This is a genomic window from Rhizobium terricola, assembly GCF_012927355.1.
Lineage (GTDB): Bacteria > Pseudomonadota > Alphaproteobacteria > Rhizobiales > Rhizobiaceae > Allorhizobium > Allorhizobium terricola.
Window position 1 is genome coordinate 43,755 of the sequence record NZ_JABBGK010000002.1, and the last position, 19,556, is coordinate 63,310.

20 protein-coding genes and 1 tRNA gene are annotated in these 19,556 nt (G+C 63.9%); 9 read left to right on the forward strand and 12 right to left on the reverse strand.

The features are described from left to right. Positions 1-4: 4 nt before the first annotated feature. The 5 genes from betI to betA all read left to right on the forward strand — a co-directional run bounded on the left by betI (position 5) and on the right by betA (position 6,228). Positions 5-607: a transcriptional regulator BetI gene (betI, locus tag HHL25_RS09905; protein WP_169589818.1), complete on the forward strand. Its 603-nt coding sequence runs from the start codon at positions 5-7 to the stop codon at positions 605-607. A gap of 257 nt (positions 608-864) precedes the next feature. Continuing rightward, positions 865-2,385 carry a choline-sulfatase gene (betC, locus tag HHL25_RS09910; protein WP_169589820.1) on the forward strand — a complete coding sequence of 507 codons (1,521 nt, stop codon included), beginning with the start codon at positions 865-867 and terminating at the stop codon, positions 2,383-2,385. Between the two features lie 2 nt (positions 2,386-2,387). Then, positions 2,388-3,851, forward strand: coding sequence for a betaine-aldehyde dehydrogenase (gene betB, locus HHL25_RS09915; protein WP_169589822.1), 1,464 nt, complete (start codon positions 2,388-2,390; stop codon positions 3,849-3,851). A 212-nt stretch (positions 3,852-4,063) separates the two neighbouring features. After that, the gene (locus HHL25_RS09920; RefSeq protein ID WP_169589824.1) at positions 4,064-4,552 is read left to right on the forward strand and encodes a hypothetical protein; all 489 of its coding nucleotides are present in this window, start codon (positions 4,064-4,066) and stop codon (positions 4,550-4,552) included. Between the two features lie 23 nt (positions 4,553-4,575). Further along, positions 4,576-6,228 carry a choline dehydrogenase gene (betA, locus tag HHL25_RS09925; protein ID WP_169589826.1) on the forward strand — a complete coding sequence of 551 codons (1,653 nt, stop codon included), beginning with the start codon at positions 4,576-4,578 and terminating at the stop codon, positions 6,226-6,228. 3 nt (positions 6,229-6,231) lie between these two features. Here the strand turns inward: betA and HHL25_RS09930 are convergent, their stop codons facing one another. From HHL25_RS09930 to HHL25_RS09965, 8 genes are all read right to left on the reverse strand, one after another. Further along, a complete protein-coding gene (locus HHL25_RS09930; RefSeq protein ID WP_169589829.1) occupies positions 6,232-6,531 on the reverse strand; it encodes a type II toxin-antitoxin system RelE/ParE family toxin in 300 nt (99 codons plus the stop codon). Then, positions 6,528-6,803 carry a YlcI/YnfO family protein gene (locus tag HHL25_RS09935; protein WP_169589832.1) on the reverse strand — a complete coding sequence of 92 codons (276 nt, stop codon included), beginning with the start codon at positions 6,801-6,803 and terminating at the stop codon, positions 6,528-6,530. Before HHL25_RS09935 ends, HHL25_RS09930 begins: the two co-directional genes overlap by 4 nt. Positions 6,804-6,990: 187 nt before the next feature. Continuing rightward, complete coding sequence (locus tag HHL25_RS09940; RefSeq protein ID WP_169589834.1) at positions 6,991-8,049, reverse strand: sulfate/molybdate ABC transporter ATP-binding protein; 1,059 nt, start codon at positions 8,047-8,049, stop codon at positions 6,991-6,993. 12 nt (positions 8,050-8,061) lie between these two features. After that, positions 8,062-8,931, reverse strand: a complete 870-nt coding sequence (gene cysW, locus HHL25_RS09945) for a sulfate ABC transporter permease subunit CysW (protein ID WP_169589836.1) — start codon at positions 8,929-8,931, stop codon at positions 8,062-8,064. Beyond that, complete coding sequence (cysT, locus tag HHL25_RS09950; RefSeq protein WP_205927804.1) at positions 8,921-9,757, reverse strand: sulfate ABC transporter permease subunit CysT; 837 nt, start codon at positions 9,755-9,757, stop codon at positions 8,921-8,923. The genes cysW and cysT overlap by 11 nt, the downstream gene beginning before the upstream one ends. A 113-nt stretch (positions 9,758-9,870) precedes the next feature. Next, positions 9,871-10,893 (reverse strand): sulfate ABC transporter substrate-binding protein, encoded by a 1,023-nt coding sequence (locus tag HHL25_RS09955; RefSeq protein ID WP_169589841.1) that lies wholly within the window; start codon positions 10,891-10,893, stop codon positions 9,871-9,873. Between the two features lie 247 nt (positions 10,894-11,140). Beyond that, the gene (locus HHL25_RS09960; protein ID WP_169589843.1) at positions 11,141-11,587 is read right to left on the reverse strand and encodes an RrF2 family transcriptional regulator; all 447 of its coding nucleotides are present in this window, start codon (positions 11,585-11,587) and stop codon (positions 11,141-11,143) included. A 14-nt stretch (positions 11,588-11,601) separates the two neighbouring features. Then, positions 11,602-11,922: a hypothetical protein gene (locus tag HHL25_RS09965; protein ID WP_169589846.1), complete on the reverse strand. Its 321-nt coding sequence runs from the start codon at positions 11,920-11,922 to the stop codon at positions 11,602-11,604. On the opposite strand from HHL25_RS09965, the gene HHL25_RS09970 reads away from it, so the two are divergent. From HHL25_RS09970 to cysN, 3 genes are all read left to right on the forward strand, one after another. Continuing rightward, positions 11,921-12,667, forward strand: coding sequence for a phosphoadenylyl-sulfate reductase (locus tag HHL25_RS09970; protein ID WP_169589848.1), 747 nt, complete (start codon positions 11,921-11,923; stop codon positions 12,665-12,667). The genes HHL25_RS09965 and HHL25_RS09970 overlap by 2 nt on opposite strands. Positions 12,668-12,890: 223 nt before the next feature. Next, on the forward strand, positions 12,891-13,841 hold the full coding sequence (cysD, locus tag HHL25_RS09975; protein ID WP_169589851.1) for a sulfate adenylyltransferase subunit CysD: 951 nt from the start codon (positions 12,891-12,893) through the stop codon (positions 13,839-13,841). 1 nt (position 13,842) lies between these two features. Next, positions 13,843-15,318: a sulfate adenylyltransferase subunit CysN gene (gene cysN / locus HHL25_RS09980; RefSeq protein ID WP_169589852.1), complete on the forward strand. Its 1,476-nt coding sequence runs from the start codon at positions 13,843-13,845 to the stop codon at positions 15,316-15,318. A 96-nt stretch (positions 15,319-15,414) separates the two neighbouring features. On the opposite strand, the gene HHL25_RS09985 is transcribed toward cysN, so the two are convergent. From HHL25_RS09985 to HHL25_RS10000, 4 genes are all read right to left on the reverse strand, one after another. Next, a complete protein-coding gene (locus HHL25_RS09985; RefSeq protein ID WP_169589854.1) occupies positions 15,415-15,696 on the reverse strand; it encodes a DUF6522 family protein in 282 nt (93 codons plus the stop codon). Between the two features lie 25 nt (positions 15,697-15,721). Further along, the gene (locus tag HHL25_RS09990) at positions 15,722-16,879 is read right to left on the reverse strand and encodes an HPP family protein (protein WP_169589856.1); all 1,158 of its coding nucleotides are present in this window, start codon (positions 16,877-16,879) and stop codon (positions 15,722-15,724) included. 168 nt (positions 16,880-17,047) lie between these two features. Beyond that, positions 17,048-18,088, reverse strand: a complete 1,041-nt coding sequence (locus tag HHL25_RS09995; RefSeq protein WP_246701771.1) for a LacI family DNA-binding transcriptional regulator — start codon at positions 18,086-18,088, stop codon at positions 17,048-17,050. Between the two features lie 344 nt (positions 18,089-18,432). Next, positions 18,433-18,509, reverse strand: a tRNA-Pro gene (locus HHL25_RS10000). 326 nt (positions 18,510-18,835) lie between these two features. On the opposite strand from HHL25_RS10000, the gene HHL25_RS10005 reads away from it, so the two are divergent. Next, a complete protein-coding gene (locus HHL25_RS10005; protein WP_169589861.1) occupies positions 18,836-19,234 on the forward strand; it encodes a hypothetical protein in 399 nt (132 codons plus the stop codon). Positions 19,235-19,556: the final 322 nt, after the last annotated feature.

Below are 19,556 nucleotides of genomic sequence, written 5' to 3' on the forward strand. Positions count from 1 at the left end.
GAACATGCCAAAAGTCGGAATGGAACCCGTGCGCAAGAAGGCGCTGGTGGATGCTGCGCTGCGGGCCATTGGGCATCACGGGTCGCTCTCCGTGACGATGTCCGAGATCGCCCGCGAGGCCGGCGTTTCGGCAGCGCTGGCGCATCACTATTTCGGCTCCAAGGAACACCTGCTGACCGAAACGATCCGGGCCCTGCTGCGCCAGCTGAAGGTCGACACCGTCGGGGCTCTGAGGGCTGCGAAGACGCCGCGCCAAAGACTTTCCGCGATCATTCGCGTGTCGTTCGACGCCGATCAGTTCGCCCCGGAAACGGTGGCGGCATGGCTTGCCTTCTACGTCGACGCGCAGCGATCGGAAGAGACGCGCCGGCTGCTGGTGATCTATGCCCGGCGGCTCGATTCCAATCTTCTTTCCGCGCTTCGGGCGCTGGTCGGCGCCGATGACGCAAGCCGCATCGCCGAGGGCGCGGCCGCGATGATCGACGGGCTCTATATCCGCCAGAGCCTGCGCTCCGCCCCGATCAGCACAAGCGCCTCCGTGGCGCTGGTCGAGGACTATATCGAAGGGCAGCTGGCCGCAGCGAAAGCCGGGAACGCGAGAGAATGAAACATCAGGCCGACGAGTTCGGGATACCCCCCTCTGCCCTACCGGGCATCTCCCCCTCAAGGGGGGAGATCGGAAGGGGCAAGCTTTGCGCCGGATGAAATGGATGCAAACGCTGAAGTGACGAAAACACGTGTGTCGGCAGGATCCAAGGGTCAGCGCCTCTTGCCGATCTCCCCCCTTGAGGGGGAGATGTCCGGCAGGACAGAGGGGGGTGCCACCCTACGGCACAAGGCAAAAAATACCGGGGAACGACGCGAGTGGCACATAAACCAAACATCCTGATCATCATGGTCGACCAGCTGAACGGGACGTTCTTTCCCGACGGCCCGGCGGACTGGCTGCATGCGCCGCACATGAAGGCGCTCGCCGCCCGCTCGGCGCGGTTCGCCAACAACTACACGTCCTCGCCGCTCTGCGCCCCGGCCCGCGCCTCGTTCATGGCGGGACAGCTGCCGAGCCGCACCCGCGTCTACGACAACGCCGCCGAATATGTCTCGTCGATCCCGACCTTCGCCCATCACCTGCGTCGCGCCGGCTATTACACGGCGCTTTCCGGCAAGATGCATTTCGTCGGCCCGGACCAGTTGCACGGCTTCGAGGACCGGCTGACCACCGACATTTATCCGGCCGATTTCGGCTGGACGCCGGACTATCGCAAGCCCGGCGAGCGGATCGACTGGTGGTATCACAACATGGGTTCGGTCACGGGCGCCGGCGTCGCCGAGATCACCAATCAGATGGAATATGACGACGAGGTCGCTTTCCTCGCGAACCAGAAGATCTACCAGCTTTCCCGCGAGAACGACGACAAGGACCGCCGCCCGTGGTGCGTCACGGTGTCGTTCACCCATCCGCACGACCCGTATGTCGCACGCCGCAAGTACTGGGATCTCTACAACGACTGCGAACACCTGATGCCGGAAGTCGGCATGCTCGCCGACCAGGACCCGCATTCCAAGCGCATCCTGCATTCCTGCGACTATGACAGCTTTAACATCACCGACGAGAATGTCCGGCGCTCGCGCCAGGCCTATTTCGCCAATATCAGCTATCTCGACGACAAGGTCGGCGACCTCGTCGACACGCTGACGCGTACGCGCCAGCTGGACGACACACTGATCTTCTTCTGCTCCGACCACGGCGACATGCTGGGCGAGCGCGGGCTGTGGTTCAAGATGAACTTCTTCGAGGGCTCGGCCCGTGTGCCGCTGATGGTGGCCGGCCCCGGCGTGACCCCGGGTCTGCACACAACCCCGACCTCGAACCTCGACGTCACGCCGACGCTTTGCGATCTGGCCGGCATCGACATCGAGGAGATCAAGCCGTGGACCGACGGGATCAGCCTCAAAGGCATGATCGACGGCACCCCGCGCACCGAGCCGGTGCTGATGGAATATGCAGCGGAAGCCTCCTACGCGCCGCTGGTCGGCATTCGCGAGGGCCGCTGGAAATACGTCCATTGCGAACTCGACCCGGAACTGCTCTTTGATCTCGAGGCCGATCCGAAGGAACTGACCAACCTCGCGACCGATCCGGCCCATGCCGAAGTTCTCGCCGGCTTCCGTGCCAAGCGCGACGCCCGCTGGAACATGGCCGAGTTCGACGCAGCCGTGCGCGAAAGCCAGGCGCGGCGCTGGATCGTCTACGAGGCACTCAGAAACGGCGCCTATTTCCCCTGGGACCACCAGCCGCTGCAAAAGGCGTCCGAACGCTACATGCGCAACCACATGAACCTCGACAATCTCGAGGAATCCAAACGCTATCCGCGCGGAGAATGACGATGAAAGCCCAACCGCAAGCCTCCCATTTCATCGATGGCGAATATGTCGAGGACACCGCCGGCACGTTGATCGAGAGCATCTATCCGGCCACCGGCGAGGTGATCGCCAAGCTGCATGCCGCAACGCCGGCGATCATCGAGAAGGCGATCGCGTCGGCCAAGCGCGCGCAGAAGGAATGGGCCTCCTGGAGCCCGACCGCGCGTGGACGCGTGCTGAAGAAGGCCGCCGAGATCATGCGGGAGCGCAACCGCGAGCTTTCCGAACTGGAAACGCTCGACACCGGCAAGCCGATCCAGGAGACGATCGTCGCCGATCCGACCTCCGGCGCCGACAGTTTTGAATTCTTCGGCGGCATTGCCGCGACCGCGCTCAACGGCAGCCATATCCCGCTCGGGGGCGACTGGGCCTATACCAAGCGCGTGCCGCTCGGCGTGGTGGTCGGCATCGGCGCCTGGAACTACCCGCAGCAGATCGCCTGCTGGAAGGGCGCGCCGGCGCTTGCCGCCGGCAATGCGATCGTGTTCAAGCCGTCGGAAGTGACGCCGCTCGGCGCCTTGAAGATCGCCGAGATCCTGATCGAGGCGGGGGCGCCCAAGGGCGTCTACAACGTCATTCAGGGCGACCGCGACACCGGGCCGCTGCTGGTATCGCATCCAGACGTCGCCAAGGTGTCGCTGACCGGCTCCGTGCCGACCGGCCGCAAGGTGGCGGGGGCCGCCGCGTCCCTGCTCAAGCACGTCACCATGGAGCTCGGCGGCAAGTCGCCGCTGATCGTGTTCGACGATGCCGACATCGAAAGCGCGATTTCGGGCGCGATGCTCGCCAATTTCTACTCGACCGGCCAGGTCTGCTCGAACGGCACGCGCGTCTTCGTGCACACCGCCGTCAAGGCCAAATTCCTCGCCCGCCTCAAGGAGCGGACCGAGGCGATCCTCATCGGCGATCCGCAGGACGAGGCGACGCAGATGGGACCGATGGTCTCCTGGGCGCAGCGCGAGAAGGTTCTCGGCTATATCGAGAAGGGCAAGGCGGAAGGCGCCACACTGCTGACCGGTGGCGGCATTCCGAACAATGTCTCTGGCGAAGGCTATTTCGTCCAGCCGACGGTGTTCGCCGACGTCACCGACGAGATGACGATCGCGCGGGAAGAGATTTTTGGGCCCGTGATGTGCGTGCTCGACTTCGATGACGAGGCCGACGTGATCGCGCGCGCCAACGCCACCGAATTCGGCCTGGCCGGCGGCGTCTTCACCGCCGACATTTCCCGCGCGCACCGCGTGGTCGACCAGCTCGAAGCCGGAACGCTGTGGATCAACACCTACAATCTCTGCCCGGTCGAGATCCCGTTCGGCGGCTCGAAACAGTCCGGCTTCGGCCGCGAGAACTCGGCGGCGGCGCTCGAGCATTATTCGGAGCTGAAGACGGTCTATGTCGGCATGGGCAAGTGCGAGGCGCCGTATTGAGAGGTTTCGGCTGATCTCCCCCCTTGAGGGGGAGATGTCGGCGTAGCCGACAGAGGGGGGTGTCCCTCACGCGCAGTGCCTTTCGTTACCCCCCTCTGCCCTGCCGGGCATCTCCCCCTCAAGGGGGGAGATCTGCAAGCGACAAGCATCTCGCCCTGAACCGTTTATGCGGAGGGGTCTTCGCAAGGAATTCTAAGGCTGGGATTAGGCTTATGAAACAGACAGATCTGATCTTGTTATGTGGGCTTCTTCCATATGAGGAAGGCGTGAGCCGCATTGCCGATACGGTACAGAACTCTGCCTGCGCCGTACATCAGCATGAGGCAGGAAACGAGAAGCCAGAGCAAAACCAATACGCCGGAAACTCCGCCTCCCGGCAGGGCGGCAAGCACCGGAGCAAGTATCCAGGCGCAAAAGACAAGGTGGCTGCGAAAGTGTTGCGCCTGCCACGCGAGCACACGTCGAAGGTCACTCCACAAGGTGCTTTCGGCGCGCGGCTTGATCTTCGCACGCTCGACTTCAGCCTCCAGCCGTTCGCCTTCGACCACGCTCAAATTTCGCAGCAGCCTATCCTGAAAGCCTTCCCGGGCCATTCGATGCAAGCACCCTTTGATACGAATGTCCCCAAAGAGGTCGTATCGACATTCCGAAATTTCAACCTTTACGCGTCATCCGACGCAACAAACCTCAACCATGCCTAACAAAGCTTGAGCGGACCAACACCATGCAAAACGCAGATTACATCATCATCGGTTCCGGCTCGGCGGGTTCGGCCATGGCCTATCGGTTGTCGGAAGACGGCAAGCACACCGTCATGGTGCTCGAATACGGCGGGTCGGACGTTGGTCCGTTCATCCAGATGCCGGCGGCGCTCGCCTGGCCGATGAGCATGAAGCGCTATAACTGGGGCTATCTCTCCGAGCCCGAGCCGAACCTCAACAACCGGCGCATCACCGCGCCACGCGGCAAGGTGATCGGCGGGTCCTCCTCGATCAACGGCATGGTCTATGTGCGCGGCTCGGCAGAAGACTATACCCGCTGGGAAGAGGCTGGCGCCAAGGGCTGGGGCTATGCGGACGTGCTGCCCTATTTCAAGCGCATGGAAAACTCGCATGGCGGGCAGGACGGCTGGCGCGGCACCGACGGGCCGCTGCACGTCCAGCGCGGGCCGGTGAAGAACCCGCTGTTCAAGGCCTTCGTCGAGGCCGGCAAGCAGGCCGGTTTTGAGACGACGGACGACTATAACGGCGAGAAGCAGGAAGGCTTCGGCCTGATGGAACAGACCATCTGGAAGTCGCGCCGCTGGTCCGCCGCCAATGCCTATCTGAAGCCCGCGCTGAAGCGGCCGAATGTGGAACTGGTGCGCTGCTTCGCCCGCAGGATCGTCATCGAGAACGGCCGGGCGACGGGAGTGGAGATCGAGCGCAATGGAAAGATCGAGGTGGTCAAGGCGAACCGCGAGGTGATCGTCGCCGCCTCCTCGTTCAACTCGCCCAAACTGCTGATGCTGTCCGGCATCGGTCCGGCTGAACATCTGAAGGAGATGGGCATCGAGGTGAAGCTCGACCGTCCCGGCGTCGGCGCCAACCTGATGGACCACATGGAGTTCTATTTCCAGCAGGTCTCGACCAAGCCGGTCTCGCTCTATTCGTGGCTTCCCTGGTTCTGGCAGGGGGTCGCCGGCGCGCAATGGCTGTTTTCCGGCACCGGGCTCGGCGCCTCCAACCAGTTTGAATCTTGCGCCTTCGTGCGTTCGGCGCCGGGCGTCAAGCAGCCGGACATCCAGTATCACTTCCTGCCGGTGGCGATCTCCTATGACGGTAAGGCGGCGGCCGACAGCCACGGCTTCCAGGTGCATGTCGGCTACAACCACTCCAAGTCGCGCGGCAGCGTGACGCTCCGGTCTTCCGATCCGATGGCCGATCCGGTGATCCGCTTCAACTACATGAGCACCGAGGAAGACTGGGTGAAGTTCCGCCATTGCGTGCGGCTCACCCGGGAGATCTTCGGCCAGAAGGCCTTCGACCCCTATCGCGGCTCGGAAATCCAGCCCGGCGAGCACGTGCAGACGGATGACGAGATCGACGCCTTCCTGCGCGAGCATCTGGAAAGCGCCTATCACCCGTGCGGCACCTGCAAGATGGGCTCGAAGGACGATCCCATGGCTGTGGTCGACCCGGAATGCCGCGTGATCGGCGTCGAGGGCCTGCGCGTCGCGGATTCGTCGATCTTCCCGGACATCACCTACGGCAACCTCAACGGCCCGTCGATCATGACCGGCGAAAAGGCCTCCGACCACATCCTCGGCAAGCAGCCCCTGCCCCGCTCCAACCAGGAACCGTGGATCAATCCGCGGTGGGAGACGAGCGACCGGTAAGGCTCAGTGGTAATCATCCTCGCGCTGGTGGCGGATGGCGGCGATCGTTACCGTGCCGCCATCATTGACGCGAAAGAGAACGACGTAACCGCTTGAACCAAAGGGAACGACGAGCTCGCGCAGGAACGGATCTCCACCAGATGCCTTCCTGCAACTGAAGGGAAAGCGTTCCAGGAACGTAATCGATTTCGCAAGCGCCTCATACGCATGTGCGGCCGCTTCTTCGTCCCGATCGAGCAGATAGGCGTAGAGCCGCCGCACGTCTTCGCGCGCCTGTGCCGACCAGTTGACCACATAGATCATTCGGCGGCGCTTTTCGCACGCTTGGCGTCAAGCATTCCCTTGAGTTCACCCAACACCTCTTCCGAGGTGTAATAGACACCGGTGCGTTCCGACTCCGTCAGCGCCGCCAGGCCGCGGGCGATGAATTCGGCCTGGGTCTTGCGGTAGTGGATCTGGGCCTTCACCGAATTCTCGACGAAGGCGGAGAGGCTTTCGCCCTCCTTCAGCACGCTTTCGGCAGCCGCGCGCAGTTCGGGGTCGACGCGGAGAGAGGGAAGCGTTGCGGTTTTCATCGGACATCTCCTGCGTTGCAATTGCGATGCAGGATGCGCCCGAAACGCCACAGCGTCAACCACGGCAACTCGTCCGCGTAACGCATGCAACCGGCAAGACAGGGCTCGCGTCGTCCCGATCGGCAAACGCGGCAGTCGAGGCATGACCCATGAAAAAAGGCCGGTCTTGCGACCGGCCTTCGTTTCGTTACGCGCCGTTCGAGGCGGAGCCGTTGGAGAACAGTTTCCAGCGGCTCGGGCGGAAGCGGATTTCGGCACCGACGGCGACCGGGGCATCGAGCGGAACCTCGATTTCCAGGTGGTAGGGCTCGTGCCCCTCGTTGGCGACGTCGATCTCGGCGATGCGGGTACCGGCCAGACGGCGGCAGGCGGTGACCTTGCCGTAGAGCGAATTGCGCTCAGTCGTCACGGCGACGTCCTGCGGGCGGAAGAAGAGTTCGCCGGGGCCTTCCGCCTTGTCGGCAATGCCGATCGGCTCGCCCTGGAAGAGCACGGTGTTGTCACGGACCGCGACCGGGACATGCGAGGATTCGCCGATGAAGGAGAAGACGAAGGGCGAGTTCGGCGTGTCGTAGACGTCGTCCGCCGAGCCGACCTGCTCGACCTTGCCCTGGCTCATGACCACGACGCGGTCGGCGAGTTCGAGCGCCTCTTCCTGGTCATGGGTGACGAAGAAGGTGGTGTGGCCGGTGCGGTCGTGGAACTCCTTCAGCCAGCGGCGCAGTTCCTTGCGGACCTTGGCGTCGAGCGCGCCGAATGGCTCATCGAGCAGCAGCACGGTCGGCTCGATCGCCATGGCGCGGGCGAGCGCCACGCGCTGGCGTTGGCCGCCCGAGAGCTGGGCCGGATAGCGTCGCTCGAGGCCCGACAGGTGCACCATGTCGAGCAGATCCGAGACGCGCTTCCTGATTTCCGCAGCCGGCGGACGGGTGGCCTTGGGGCGCACCTTGAGGCCGAAGGCGATGTTGTCGGCGACCGTCATGTGACGGAACAGCGCGTAGTGCTGGAAGACGAAGCCGATATGGCGCTCCTGCACGCTCTTTTCCGAGGCGTCCTCCTTGCCGAAGAAGATGCGGCCGGCGGTCGGCTGTTCGAGGCCGGCGATCAGGCGGAGAAGCGTCGTCTTGCCGGACCCGGACGGCCCGAGCAGCGCAATGAGCTCGCCGGAGCGGATCGACAGGGAAATGTCGTGCAGCGCCGGGAACTGGCCGAACTCCTTGCGGATATTGGTAATGGTGACATCCATGGGGAGAACCTTTCAGTGTTTGCGGCTTGCCGCGATTTCGTCGCCGTAGTGCAGCTCGAGAATGGTCTTGAGCGCCAGCGTGACGAGGGCAAGGAGAGCCAGAAGCGTCGACACGGCAAAGGCGGCGACGAAGTTGTATTCGTTGTAGAGCACTTCGATATGCAGCGGCATGGTCTCGGTCAGTCCGCGGACGTGGCCCGAGACGACGGAGACGGCGCCGAACTCGCCCATGGCGCGGGCGTTGCAGAGCAGCACGCCGTAGAGGAGGCCCCATTTGATGTTGGGCAGCGTCACATACCAGAAGGTCTGCCAGCCGGACGCGCCGAGCGAGATCGCCGCCTCCTCGTCGCCGGCGCCCTGTTCCTGCATCAGCGGGATCAGTTCGCGGGCAATGAAGGGGAAGGTCACGAAGACGGTCGCGAGCACGATGCCGGGTACAGCGAAGATCACCTCGATGCCGTAGCTCTTCAGCCACGGGCCGAGGAACCCCTGCGCGCCGAACAGCAGCACGTAGACCAGGCCGGAAATGACCGGCGAGATCGAGAACGGCAGGTCGATCAGGGTAATGAGGAAGGTCTTGCCGCGGAATTCGAACTTGGCGATCGCCCAGGCGGCCGCCACGCCGAAGACCAGGTTGAGCGGCACCGAAATCGCCGCGACCGTCAGCGTCAGCCGGATGGCGGAGAGCGCGTCGGGTTCGACGAGCGCCTCGACGAACTCCGCCGCTCCCTTGCGGAAGGCCTCGACGAACACGACCGCGAGCGGCAGGACCACCACCAGCAGCATGAAGATGACGGCAATGGCGGTCAGCAGCCAGCGCCAGGCCGGCAATTCGTTGGCCGCGTCATGGAACGGGGTGCGGGAGGCGGTTTCAGCGGACATTGGTGTACCTCCTGCGGCTCCACATCTGCAGCAGATTGATCAACAGCAGCATGGCAAACGAGATCACCAGCATGATGCAGGCGATCGAGGTGGCGCCCGCATAGTTGAACTCCTCAAGCCGAATGACGATCAGGAGCGGAGCGATTTCCGACACGTAAGGAATGTTACCGGCGATGAAGATGACCGAGCCGTATTCGCCGACGGCGCGGGCGAAGGCGAGCGCGAAGCCGGTCAGGATCGCCGGGACGAGCGTCGGCAGGACCACCATTCGCAGCGTCTGGAAACGCGAGGCGCCGAGCGTCGCGGCCGCCTCCTCGACCTCCCGGTCGAGCTCCTCCATCACCGGCTGCACGGTGCGCACGATGAACGGCAGGCCGACGAAGACCAGGGCGACGACGATGCCGATCGGGGTGAAGGCGATCTTGATGCCGAGCGGGGCGAACAGCTGGCCCACCCACCCCTTCGGCGAATAGAGCGCCGCAAGGGCGATGCCGGCAACCGCGGTCGGAAGCGCGAAGGGCAGATCGATCACCGCGTCGAGCAGCCGGCGGCCGGGAAAGGTGTAGCGCACCAGAACCCAGGCGGTGATCACGCCGAAGACGACGTTGATCGAGGCGGCCATGAGGGCCGATCCGAAGCTGACCTCGAGGGCGCGCAGCGTCCGCTCATCGAGCGCGATCGCCAGGAACTCCCGCCAGCCGAGCGCCGTCGAGCGCCAGATGAGGGCGGCCAGCGGGATCAGGATGATCACCGTCAGGTAGAAGATCGTATAGCCGAGCGTCAGGCCGAAGCCCGGCAGAATGCTCGGCTGTCGCCAGTTTTTCATGAAGGTTCCCGTCGTCATCGCCTCGTCGCGCTTTTTATCATGCCTGCAAATAATCATGCGACAAGCCCCGACCGTTCAAGATCGGGGCTTGTCTCCTGGGAGGATCGCCAAAGTCAGTTGGCGGGCTTGTAGATCTGGTCGAAGATGCCGCCATCGGCGAAGTGGGTCGGCTGGGCCTTGGCCCAACCACCGAAGATCGGGTCGTCGATCGTCACGAGATCGAGCTTCGGCAGCTTCAGCTGGTCGGCCGGCACCAGTTCCGGCTTCGACGGGCGGTAGAAGTGCTTGGCGGCAAGGGCCTGACCTTCCGGCGAATAGAGATACTGAAGGTAGGCTTCGGCGACCTTGCGGGTGCCCTTGGCGTCGACATTGCCGTCGACCACGGTCACCGGCGGCTCGGCCAGGATCGAGAGTTTTGGCACGACGATGTCGAAGCTGTCCTCGCCGAATTCGGCGCCGGCCAGATAGGCCTCGTTTTCCCAGGCGATCAGCACGTCGCCGATCTCGCGCTGGGCGAACGTGACCGTCGAACCGCGGGCGCCGGTGTCGAGAACGGGCGCGCGCTTGTAGAGCTCGGCGATGTATTCCTTGATCTTGGCCTCGTCGCCAGCGAATTCCTTGTGCGCCCAGGCCCAGGCGGCCAGGTAGTTCCAGCGGGCGCCACCCGAGGTCTTCGGGTTCGGGGTGATGATCTGCACGTCGCCCTTTACCAGGTCACCCCAATCCTGGATGCCCTTGGGATTGCCCTTGCGGACGAGGAAGACGATCGTCGAGGTATAGGGCGACGAGTTGTTGGGAAGGCGGCCGCGCCAGTCTGCGGGGATCTTGCCGGTCGCCTTGGCGATCGCGTCGATATCGCCTTCGAGGGCCAGCGTCACGACATCCGCGTCGAGGCCGTCGATCACCGAACGGGCCTGCTTGCCGGAGCCGCCGTGCGACTGGCGGATGGAGACATCCTCGCCGGTCTCGGCCTTCCAGTGCTTGGCGAAGACCTCGTTATAGTCCTTGTAGAGTTCGCGGGTGGGGTCGTAGGACACATTCAGCAGAGCCGTTTCGGCATGGGCCGAAGCCACTGCCGCAGCGGTCATCGACAGACCCAAAAGCAGTCCACCAAGCCGTTTCGTAAAGCTGTTCATGGCAACCTTCTCCTTTCCTCTTTCCTGAAGTTAAGACTACTGGACAGGTCGAGTTAGTCAACGCGAGCGGAAAAATAGCAAAACGGTACCCTCCCCGCACACGACAGGGAAAATGCTGACCCACGAACGGCGACCGCAACGGGGCAAAATGTTCGTGGATCGGGGCTGCCGCAGAAAAGCCGGATTTCGAAAACCGACCCGCCAAGGACATTCCGGGCAGAAAAAATTCCGGCAAACCGCGGAATCGTCAGTCCGCGAGCTCCATCACGTCGCTGCTTGCCGGCGCGGTGATCGCATCGGCGATGGTCGTCGAGAAGAGCACCGCGCGTGTCTCGTCGGCGACGCGGGCAAAGACGTGGCGGATCTCGCAGTCCTTTTCGCCGGCACAGTCCTCGCAGCGGCGATAGGCGGTGATCGACAGGCAGGGCAGCGGGGCGATCGGGCCGTCGATCAGGCGCAGCACTTCTCCATAGGTGATGTCGGAGGCCGGACGCAGCAGGAGATAGCCTCCCTGCTTGCCGCGCCGGCTGGTCACCATGCCGTTGCGCTTGAGGTCGAGCAGGATCTGCTCGAGGAACTTCTTCGGGATCTTCTGGCGATCGGCAATATCGGAAATCTGCAAGGGATCGCCCGTCTCGGCACGCGCCAGAGCCGTCAGCGCCCGCAATGCATATTTCGCCTTTTGGGAGATCATGTCCAATCACCACTTCACGCAGGCAGATCGCCGCGTTCGGTCGGGATAACCGAAATCGGCATTTTTTTCAAACCCTGAGGTGGGTCACTGAGCCGGATTCGCAACCGCAATATTAAGTCTATTGATTTAGTAGAGATTGAGTGGTAACGTTCGAGATATTCGAGTTTTCCGGCCGCCACAGGCCGGCCACCACGCGACGCAACCGGGACGAATTCCCGCCATTGTCCGCGTGGAGAGAGATATTTGCTCTTCATCTTCCCATGCTTGAAAGGCAATTCCTGTTCGCGCTGCGCGAAATGAGGAATAATCCCTGGCACTAGCAGGAAGAGAAACATGAGCCTTCAGAACCTCCCAGAAGCCGCCGCTGCCCTCGACGCCGCACTCGCCGGCGCAGACCTCACCGAGCGACTGCGCCTCGTCGCCGCGTTCGGCGGACGGGCCGTCTTCACCACGAGCCTCGGCATCGAGGACCAGGTGATCACCGCGGCCATCGGCCTGGCCGGCCTGCCGATCGAGGTCTCGACGCTCGAGACCGGCCGGCTGTTCAAGGAGACGGTGGATCTCATCAGCGAAACCGAGGAACGGTTCGGCATCGCCATCAAGCGTTTCCATCCGGAGCAGGACGACATCGACGCCTATGCGGCGAAATACGGCCTCAACGGCTTTTACGAAAGCGTCGAAGCCCGCCACGCCTGCTGTCACGTGCGCAAGCTGGTGCCGCTCGCCAAGGCGCTTTCCGGCGCCACGCTGTGGGTCACCGGCCTGCGCCGCGGCCAGTCCGGCAACCGGGCGACGACGCCGTTCGCCGAATATGACGCCGAGCGCAACCTCATCAAGGTGAACCCGCTCGCCGACTGGTCGATCGAAGCGATCAACGCCTATGTGGAAGCCGAAAGCGTGCCGACCAACCCGCTGCACGGCCGAGGCTACCCGTCGATCGGCTGCGAGCCCTGTACCCGGGCGATCAAGCCCGGCGAACCGGAACGCGCCGGCCGCTGGTGGTGGGAGAACGACGAGAAGCGCGAATGCGGCCTGCATGTGCCGGAAGCCACCGTGTCTTCCATCCCGACACCGGCCTGAACTGGTCCGATTTGAACCGTAACAAGAATTCACCCCCCTCTGTCGCTTCGCGACATCTCCCCCTCAAGGGGGGAGAGTGAAGCGCCAGACCACCGCCGCTCCAATTTGCCGCAAAGCACTGACGCAAGCGGCGAGCGTTCTCCCCCCTTGAGGGGGAGATGCCCGGCAGGGCAGAGGGGGGTACCACGAAACGCCGCCACGGTGGCGCCAAGGACAAGAGACAATGCATCATTCCGAATTCGATCCGCATTCCAAGGACACGCCGACCAAGCCGCCGCTTGATCCGCATCTGAAGGCACTGGAAAACGAAGCGATCCACATCTTCCGCGAAGTGGCCGCCGAGTTCGACAAGCCGGTCATGCTCTATTCGATCGGCAAGGACAGTTCCGTGCTGCTGCATCTGGCGCGCAAGGCCTTCTATCCCGGCCGCGTGCCCTTCCCGCTGCTTCACGTCGACACCGGCTGGAAGTTCAAGGAAATGATCGCGTTTCGCGACGAGATCGTCGAACGCTACGACCTCGACCTGATCGTGCACACCAATCCGCGCGGTGCGTCCGAGGGTGTGACCCCGTTCACCCACGGTTCGGCCCTATACACCGACATCATGAAGACCGAGGCCCTGCGCCAGGCGCTCGACGCCGGCCAGTTCGACGCGGCCTTCGGCGGCGCGCGGCGCGACGAGGAGGCCAGCCGCGCCAAGGAACGCATCTATTCGTTCCGCACGCCCGACCACAAATGGGACCCGCGCAACCAGCGCCCGGAACTGTGGAACATCTACAACGGCCAGATCCGCCGCGGCGAGAGCGTGCGCGCCTTCCCGCTGTCCAACTGGACCGAGGTCGACATCTGGCGCTACATCCAGGCGGAAGACATTCCGCTGGTGCCGCTCTACTACGCCGCCAAGCGCCCCTTCGTCGAACGCGACGGCATGATGATCCTCGCCGAGGATCCTCGCCTCGAACTGCTGCCGGGCGAAGTGAAGCAGGAAGGCATGATCCGCTTCCGCACGCTCGGCTGCTTCCCGCTGACCGGCGCCATCCGCTCCCAGGCGACGACGCTCGAAGACGTGATCGCCGAGCTTGAAATCGCCACCGTGTCCGAGCGCCAGGGCCGGGCCATCGACCGCGACCAGTCGGGTTCGATGGAGAAGAAGAAACGCGAAGGATATTTCTGAGATGACCGCAAGCGCAACCGCCCTCGCCTCCGTTCTTCCGGAGGCCCATCCGGCCCCCGTCACGCGCGATTCGCGCCCGCTTCGCCTCATCACCTGCGGCTCGGTGGACGACGGCAAGTCGACGCTGATCGGCCGCCTCTTGTGGGACACCAAGGCCGTCAAGGAAGACCAGGCCGCCACGCTGCACCGTGATTCGGGCAAGCAGAACGACCTCGGCCTGCCCGACTTCGCGCTGCTGCTCGACGGCCTGCAGGCGGAGCGCGAACAGGGCATCACCATCGACGTCGCCTATCGCTACTTCTCCTCCGAGAAGCGGTCCTTCATCGTCGCCGACACCCCCGGCCACGAACAGTATACCCGCAACATGGCGACCGGCGCCTCGACCGCCGATCTTGCGATCCTCCTGGTCGACGCCCGCGCCGGCCTGCTGGAACAGACCCGCCGCCACGCCACGATCGCCTCCCTGATGGGCATCAAGCAGTTCGTGCTGGCCGTCAACAAGTTCGACCTCGTCGACTATGACCGCACCGTGTTCGACCGGATTTCGCATGAATTCAGGGAACTGGCGCTGACGCTTGGCGTGCGCCAGGTGACCTCGATCCCGATGTCGGCGCTGAAGGGCGAGAACGTCGTCTATTCCGGCCATGCCGCGATGCCGTGGTATGAAGGCCCGACGCTGGTCGAGACGCTGGAACTCGCGACACTGCGCTCGGCCCAGACCACGGGCTTCCGCCTGCCGGTCCAGCGCGTCTGCCGCCCGGGCGAGAGCTTCCGCGGCTACCAGGGCACGGTCGCCGGCGGCGCCGTGAAGCCGGGCGACGGCGTGGTGATCCTGCCCTCCGGCCAGATCGCCAACGTCAAGCAGATCGTCACCTTCGACCTGGTGCGCAATGCCGCGGTCGCAGGCGATGCGATCACGCTGGTGCTCGACCGCCAGGTCGACGTTTCGCGCGGCGACATGATCGTCTCGCTCGACAGCCAGCCGCAGACGGGCCTTTCCTTCGATGCGCATCTGGTGGCGCTGCAGCCGGACGGCATCCAGCCGGGCAAGCGCTACTGGCTGAAGTCGGGCTCGCGCCGTCAGCGCGTTCAGGTCAACCCGATCTCGCAGCTCGACCTGAAGACCGGCAAGTGGAATGCGGCGGAAGCGCTCGCCATGAACGCCATCGGCAAGGTGCACCTCTCCTTCGACGAGACGGCGATCTTCGACCCCTATGAGCAGAACCGCTCGACGGGCGCCTTCATCCTGATCGACCCGGACACCAACAACACGGTGGCCGGCGGGATGGTGACGGCCAAGCGCGCCGACCTGACCGGCCTCAACGCCAATGAGGTTCGTGTCATCCTCTCGCTGCCGGCCGATCTTGCCGAGCAGATCATGGCGACCGAGCTGCTTGCCAGCCGCCGTGACGAGGTTGAAACCCGCCGTGTCACCAATGCCGCCGCCCGCGACCTGATCGACGGCATCGACGGCTGACCATTCTCCCCGGACGCAGCGCGTCCCGAATGCCCGCTTCCTCACCGAAGCGGGCTTTTTTTGCGCTGGGATTGTAGGAAGCGAAAGTCCCGGCGATCAGGCCGTGCCGTCACGGCGGACAAGACCACCGCGGGCAAAACTCAGGTCTTCGCTGACAACCCCGCCTTCGGCATCGAGGATCGCACGCCAGATGCGGTTGCCGATGCGCAGGCTGAGCCGCGAGGTGCCGGCATGCTCGCCCTCGCCGATTTCGACGGTGCTCTTGACCAGTCCCTGATCCTGATGGCGGCGGAAGTCCGCGGGGGTGAGGCCGAAACGCTGTGCTATCTCGCGCGGGTCGAGGATGAAGTCGCCGTTTCCGTCGCGCTCGATCTGCATGCGGCTTTCTCCTGGCTCGACCGTCTCAACCGGTGACAAGCATCGGCCTACCGGCGCCCGGTTTCAAGTCCTGGACCGGACCGACGGCAAGTTGTCGCGCCACTGCGGACAGCAGATCGGTTTGGGAAATCAGCCCCTCGATACGCTCGTCCTCATCGACGATCACCACTGCATGGGCCTTTCCGTCGGCCAGCTGCGGTAGCAGAGACAGCGCATGGTCATGCGCGGACGCTGTGGCGGCACGCGAAATCATCGGGCCGATCGCCACGCCCGGCGCGCTCAATTCGCGAAGGCCGACCGTTCCGAGCAGCCGCCCCTCGGCATCGGTTACCGGCAGCGTCCGGATATTGTGTTTCAGGAGCAGGGCCCGGGCGGCCTCGGGCGACGCGTCCTCATCGATACGGATCACGTCGAGCGACATGATGTCGGCGCAGGATAGGGGCCCGTGCCGGCGGATCGCGGCCTGCCGTTCGACCTCAGCCAGCAGAACCTTGAGGTCGCCGCGATCGATGTCGAAGGTCTCGTGGACCGCCGCGAGCGCCGCTTCGATGTCGACCTCGCTGATCCCGGCGCGCAATTCCGGCGGCACGTCTCGCGTGTGATGCTGGTTGACGGCAGGAGGCGGGGCAAAGTGCGGATAGGCGCGGCGCGACAGTTTGTGGGCCACGAGACCGAACCCGACGAGAATGGCCGAATTCAGTCCGACCGGCACGAAGGGGAAGAGCAGTCCCCAATCGGCAATGGCCGGCCCGCCGAGCACCGTCATCATGGCCACCGCACCGCCCGGAGGATGGATGCACCGCGTCAGCGACATTGCGGCGATTGCCAGCGCGACGGCAAGGCCGATGGCGATTGCCGGCTCATGGACGAAATGCGCGACGATCAGGCCGGAAAGCGCAGACAGGGAATTGCCGCCGATGATCGACCAGGGCTGGGCGAGCGGGCTTGACGGGACCACGAAGAGCAGAACGGCCGAGGCGCCGATCGGTGCCACGATCAGCGGCAGATGCGGATCGGGGCCGAGCACCAGACCGCAGAGAAACCCGGTGAGCGCCGTCGCGACCAGCGCACCCGCGCAGGCGATCAGTCGTTCGGTCACAGTCGCGCCGGCAAGGGTCGGATGGAAAAGGTGATTGACGGCGTCGCGAAGATTTCGCTTACGGCGGTCAGGACTGTTGGACATGAAGCGGTTTGATCCGGATTTCTCGCAAGGTGTCTCTCGAACCTCGAGGTCCTTATTTGCCAGATCGTGCTTCACGACAAGGAAGAAAATTGCTTCCGGGGGAACCGCACGGGAAAGTATTGCTTCGGGCCCGACACACGCCCTAAACGAAGCTGGCAGCTTGCGAAATCACCGTTCGGAGCGGCGTGCCGTCGTCTCGCGTTCGACGAGCTGGAAGCCGACATCGACCACGGACGAAACCGTCTTGCCGCCGGCGACGGCCCGCAACAGCTTGTCTGCGGCGCGGAAGCCGATGTCATAGCGCGGCACCCGCACCGTCGTTATCGTCGGCACGGAGACGCTGGCGAAGTCGAGGTCGTGATAGCCGCAGATGCCGAAATCCTCCGGAACGCGGATGCCGCGGCGCTGGCATTCGAAGATCGCGCCGAGTGCGACGTCATCGCACAGACAGAAGGCGGCATCGGCATCAGGCGCCTGGCGGAACAGACGATCGATGAGATGGCCACCGAGACTGACGGAGCTGTGGCCCTGATGCTGGACGACGAGCGCCGGATCGAAGAGACCTGCCTCCTCCATCACGGCCCGATAGCCGGCAAGCCGCGGATAGGCATGGATCGCCGGGCCGCCGCTGAAAAGGGCGATGCGGCGATAGCCGCGTTCAATCAGGTGCCGGGTCGCGGTTTCGCTGGCAATGCGGTTGTCGATGCCGATCGCCATGCCGATCGGGGCGCTGGCGATGTCGAGCGCCTGCACGATCGGGCATGGCGCCTGGGCGAGGATGTCGAGCAGTTGCGGACTTTCAACGCCGCTGACGACGATCAGGCCGACGGGGTTCTGCGAGAGGAAGAGGCGCAGCTGCTTGACCTGTTCGTCGGGTTCGAAGCCGGTATTTGCGTACTGGATACGAAGGTCCGTCATGCCGACGCGATCCTCGATGCCGCGCATGACGCTGATGAAGGCGTAATTGGCAAGCGACGGCGACAGGACGCCGATCATGCCCGAGGTACGGCTGGCGAGCGCACGGGCGGCGAAGTCGGGAACATAGCCCATCTCGGCGACGTGGCGGAGGATGCGGTCGCGAAGCTCGGGCGTCACCTTTTCCGGATTGCGCAGAGCGCGGGAGACCGTGATCGAACTGACATTGGCCGCGAGGGCCACGTCCTCAAGGGTTACGCGTTCCTGGCGTTGCCGCCGCCGCCTCGTACTCAAATGCCCCACCTGCCGGCAAGCTCGCGCAAGCCGATCTTTCCTGTCGGGCGCGCCCTCCCCGCGCAGCCCATCCCCGATCGGGCAAAGCGATAGTGTTGTTTCGAGCACCGGGCAACCGGCGGGATGTCGCATGCTTCGAAGGTATAAGGCGCCCGGCCGCCTGGCGGTCCGGTCCTCTTGGCGGTGGAGGGCACTCCCCTTCCCTCGCCTGCGACGCGGCTTTCGAGAATTTTCGATCGTCTTTCTTCGGCGACGCACGCCCAGGCGCTGCGCAAGACAGATCGACAAACCGACAATGTCGGAGGCGCAAAATGAAAAAAGCCCGCTTTCGCGGGCTTTTCGGCTGGTCGGAGTGGAGTGATTCGAACACTCGACCCCCACGTCCCGAACGTGGTGCGCTACCAGACTGCGCTACACTCCGTGACCAGCGGCGCCTCTATAGACCAGCCATTTTGGGAGCACAAGCGGTGTTTTGAAGATTTCCGCCGAAAGACGAATTTTTCGTGACAAGCTGTTTGTGGCTCTTCCTGCCCCTGCCCCGACCTTCGCCTTTTGCGGCAAGGCATCCGGCCGGATCGTGGCCGCTGCGCATCATCGGTGGAAAAATGCATGTGTGCCCAGAGAGTGCGATTTCCTCCGCGGCGGTTTGCCGCTAAAGCCGGTTGACGCGAGACATTCCCGTGAAGGCAGAGGAACAGGGGCCTTTTGCCGGAAATGTCCGCCGATTTAAGCTCAAGGGACAGAGAGATGAATTTCCGCGTGATCACCATGGCCGGCCTTGCGCTGGCTCTTGCCGGATGCACAACAACGGGCGGCGCAAAAGGCCCGATCGAAGCGCGCTGGAACGGCCAGCCGGCCGGCGCCTTCTTCGCCAAGTTCGGCCCTCCGGCCGGTGACACGGAAGCGGGCGGCTCGACGCTCTATACCTGGCGCGGCGGCTACAAGTCGCGGGCCGTGCCTGCCGTTTATGAAGACCTCGGCGACGGCAAGAAGGGCAAGCTGCTGAAGTCCGCCCGCACGGAATACCTGCGCTGCGAAGTCCAGCTGACGGTTTCCCCGGACTACACGATCCGCTCGATCCGCACCGTCGTCGACAGGCAGACCGACGGCCGCAGCTATTGCGCGGAGTTCCTCACCGCCGAGTGAGGATCCCGGCCCTGTGGCCGGGCATCACCGAATGACGAACGAAAGCGCCCCGGGCGGCCTCGGGGCGCTTTTCGTTTGACCGGCATTTGCTTTGATTGCCCGGAGGGATTTGCGAGGGTCGCGCCGGCGGGCGGCGGCGAAGCGTCCAGGCCCGGATACCGGCATTCCTTTGCGGAGGACGCCGTGGATGGCGCCCTCCCAAAAGATACGCGAAACCAACTCACTTCACGAACGCACTACCTGATGGAAGTGTTGTTTTTATATATGCATTAAGGTTAACATTTGCCTTACGGCACATCGGTTTTCCGGTTAAAAAACAGTA

Coding starts and splice junctions, on each gene's coding strand:
- betI (WP_169589818.1), top strand. CDS start 5: ATGCCAAAAGTCGGAATGGAACCCGTGCGCAAGAAGGCGCTGGTGGAT.
- betB (WP_169589822.1), top strand. CDS start 2,388: ATGAAAGCCCAACCGCAAGCCTCCCATTTCATCGATGGCGAATATGTC.
- HHL25_RS09920 (WP_169589824.1), top strand. CDS start 4,064: ATGAAACAGACAGATCTGATCTTGTTATGTGGGCTTCTTCCATATGAG.
- betA (WP_169589826.1), top strand. CDS start 4,576: ATGCAAAACGCAGATTACATCATCATCGGTTCCGGCTCGGCGGGTTCG.
- HHL25_RS09930 (WP_169589829.1), bottom strand. CDS start 6,531: ATGATCTATGTGGTCAACTGGTCGGCACAGGCGCGCGAAGACGTGCGG.
- HHL25_RS09935 (WP_169589832.1), bottom strand. CDS start 6,803: ATGAAAACCGCAACGCTTCCCTCTCTCCGCGTCGACCCCGAACTGCGC.
- HHL25_RS09940 (WP_169589834.1), bottom strand. CDS start 8,049: ATGGATGTCACCATTACCAATATCCGCAAGGAGTTCGGCCAGTTCCCG.
- cysW (WP_169589836.1), bottom strand. CDS start 8,931: ATGTCCGCTGAAACCGCCTCCCGCACCCCGTTCCATGACGCGGCCAAC.
- cysT (WP_205927804.1), bottom strand. CDS start 9,757: ATGAAAAACTGGCGACAGCCGAGCATTCTGCCGGGCTTCGGCCTGACG.
- HHL25_RS09955 (WP_169589841.1), bottom strand. CDS start 10,893: ATGAACAGCTTTACGAAACGGCTTGGTGGACTGCTTTTGGGTCTGTCG.
- HHL25_RS09960 (WP_169589843.1), bottom strand. CDS start 11,587: ATGATCTCCCAAAAGGCGAAATATGCATTGCGGGCGCTGACGGCTCTG.
- HHL25_RS09970 (WP_169589848.1), top strand. CDS start 11,921: ATGAGCCTTCAGAACCTCCCAGAAGCCGCCGCTGCCCTCGACGCCGCA.
- HHL25_RS09965 (WP_169589846.1), bottom strand. CDS start 11,922: ATGTTTCTCTTCCTGCTAGTGCCAGGGATTATTCCTCATTTCGCGCAG.
- cysD (WP_169589851.1), top strand. CDS start 12,891: ATGCATCATTCCGAATTCGATCCGCATTCCAAGGACACGCCGACCAAG.
- cysN (WP_169589852.1), top strand. CDS start 13,843: ATGACCGCAAGCGCAACCGCCCTCGCCTCCGTTCTTCCGGAGGCCCAT.
- HHL25_RS09985 (WP_169589854.1), bottom strand. CDS start 15,696: ATGCAGATCGAGCGCGACGGAAACGGCGACTTCATCCTCGACCCGCGC.
- HHL25_RS09990 (WP_169589856.1), bottom strand. CDS start 16,879: ATGTCCAACAGTCCTGACCGCCGTAAGCGAAATCTTCGCGACGCCGTC.
- HHL25_RS10005 (WP_169589861.1), top strand. CDS start 18,836: ATGAATTTCCGCGTGATCACCATGGCCGGCCTTGCGCTGGCTCTTGCC.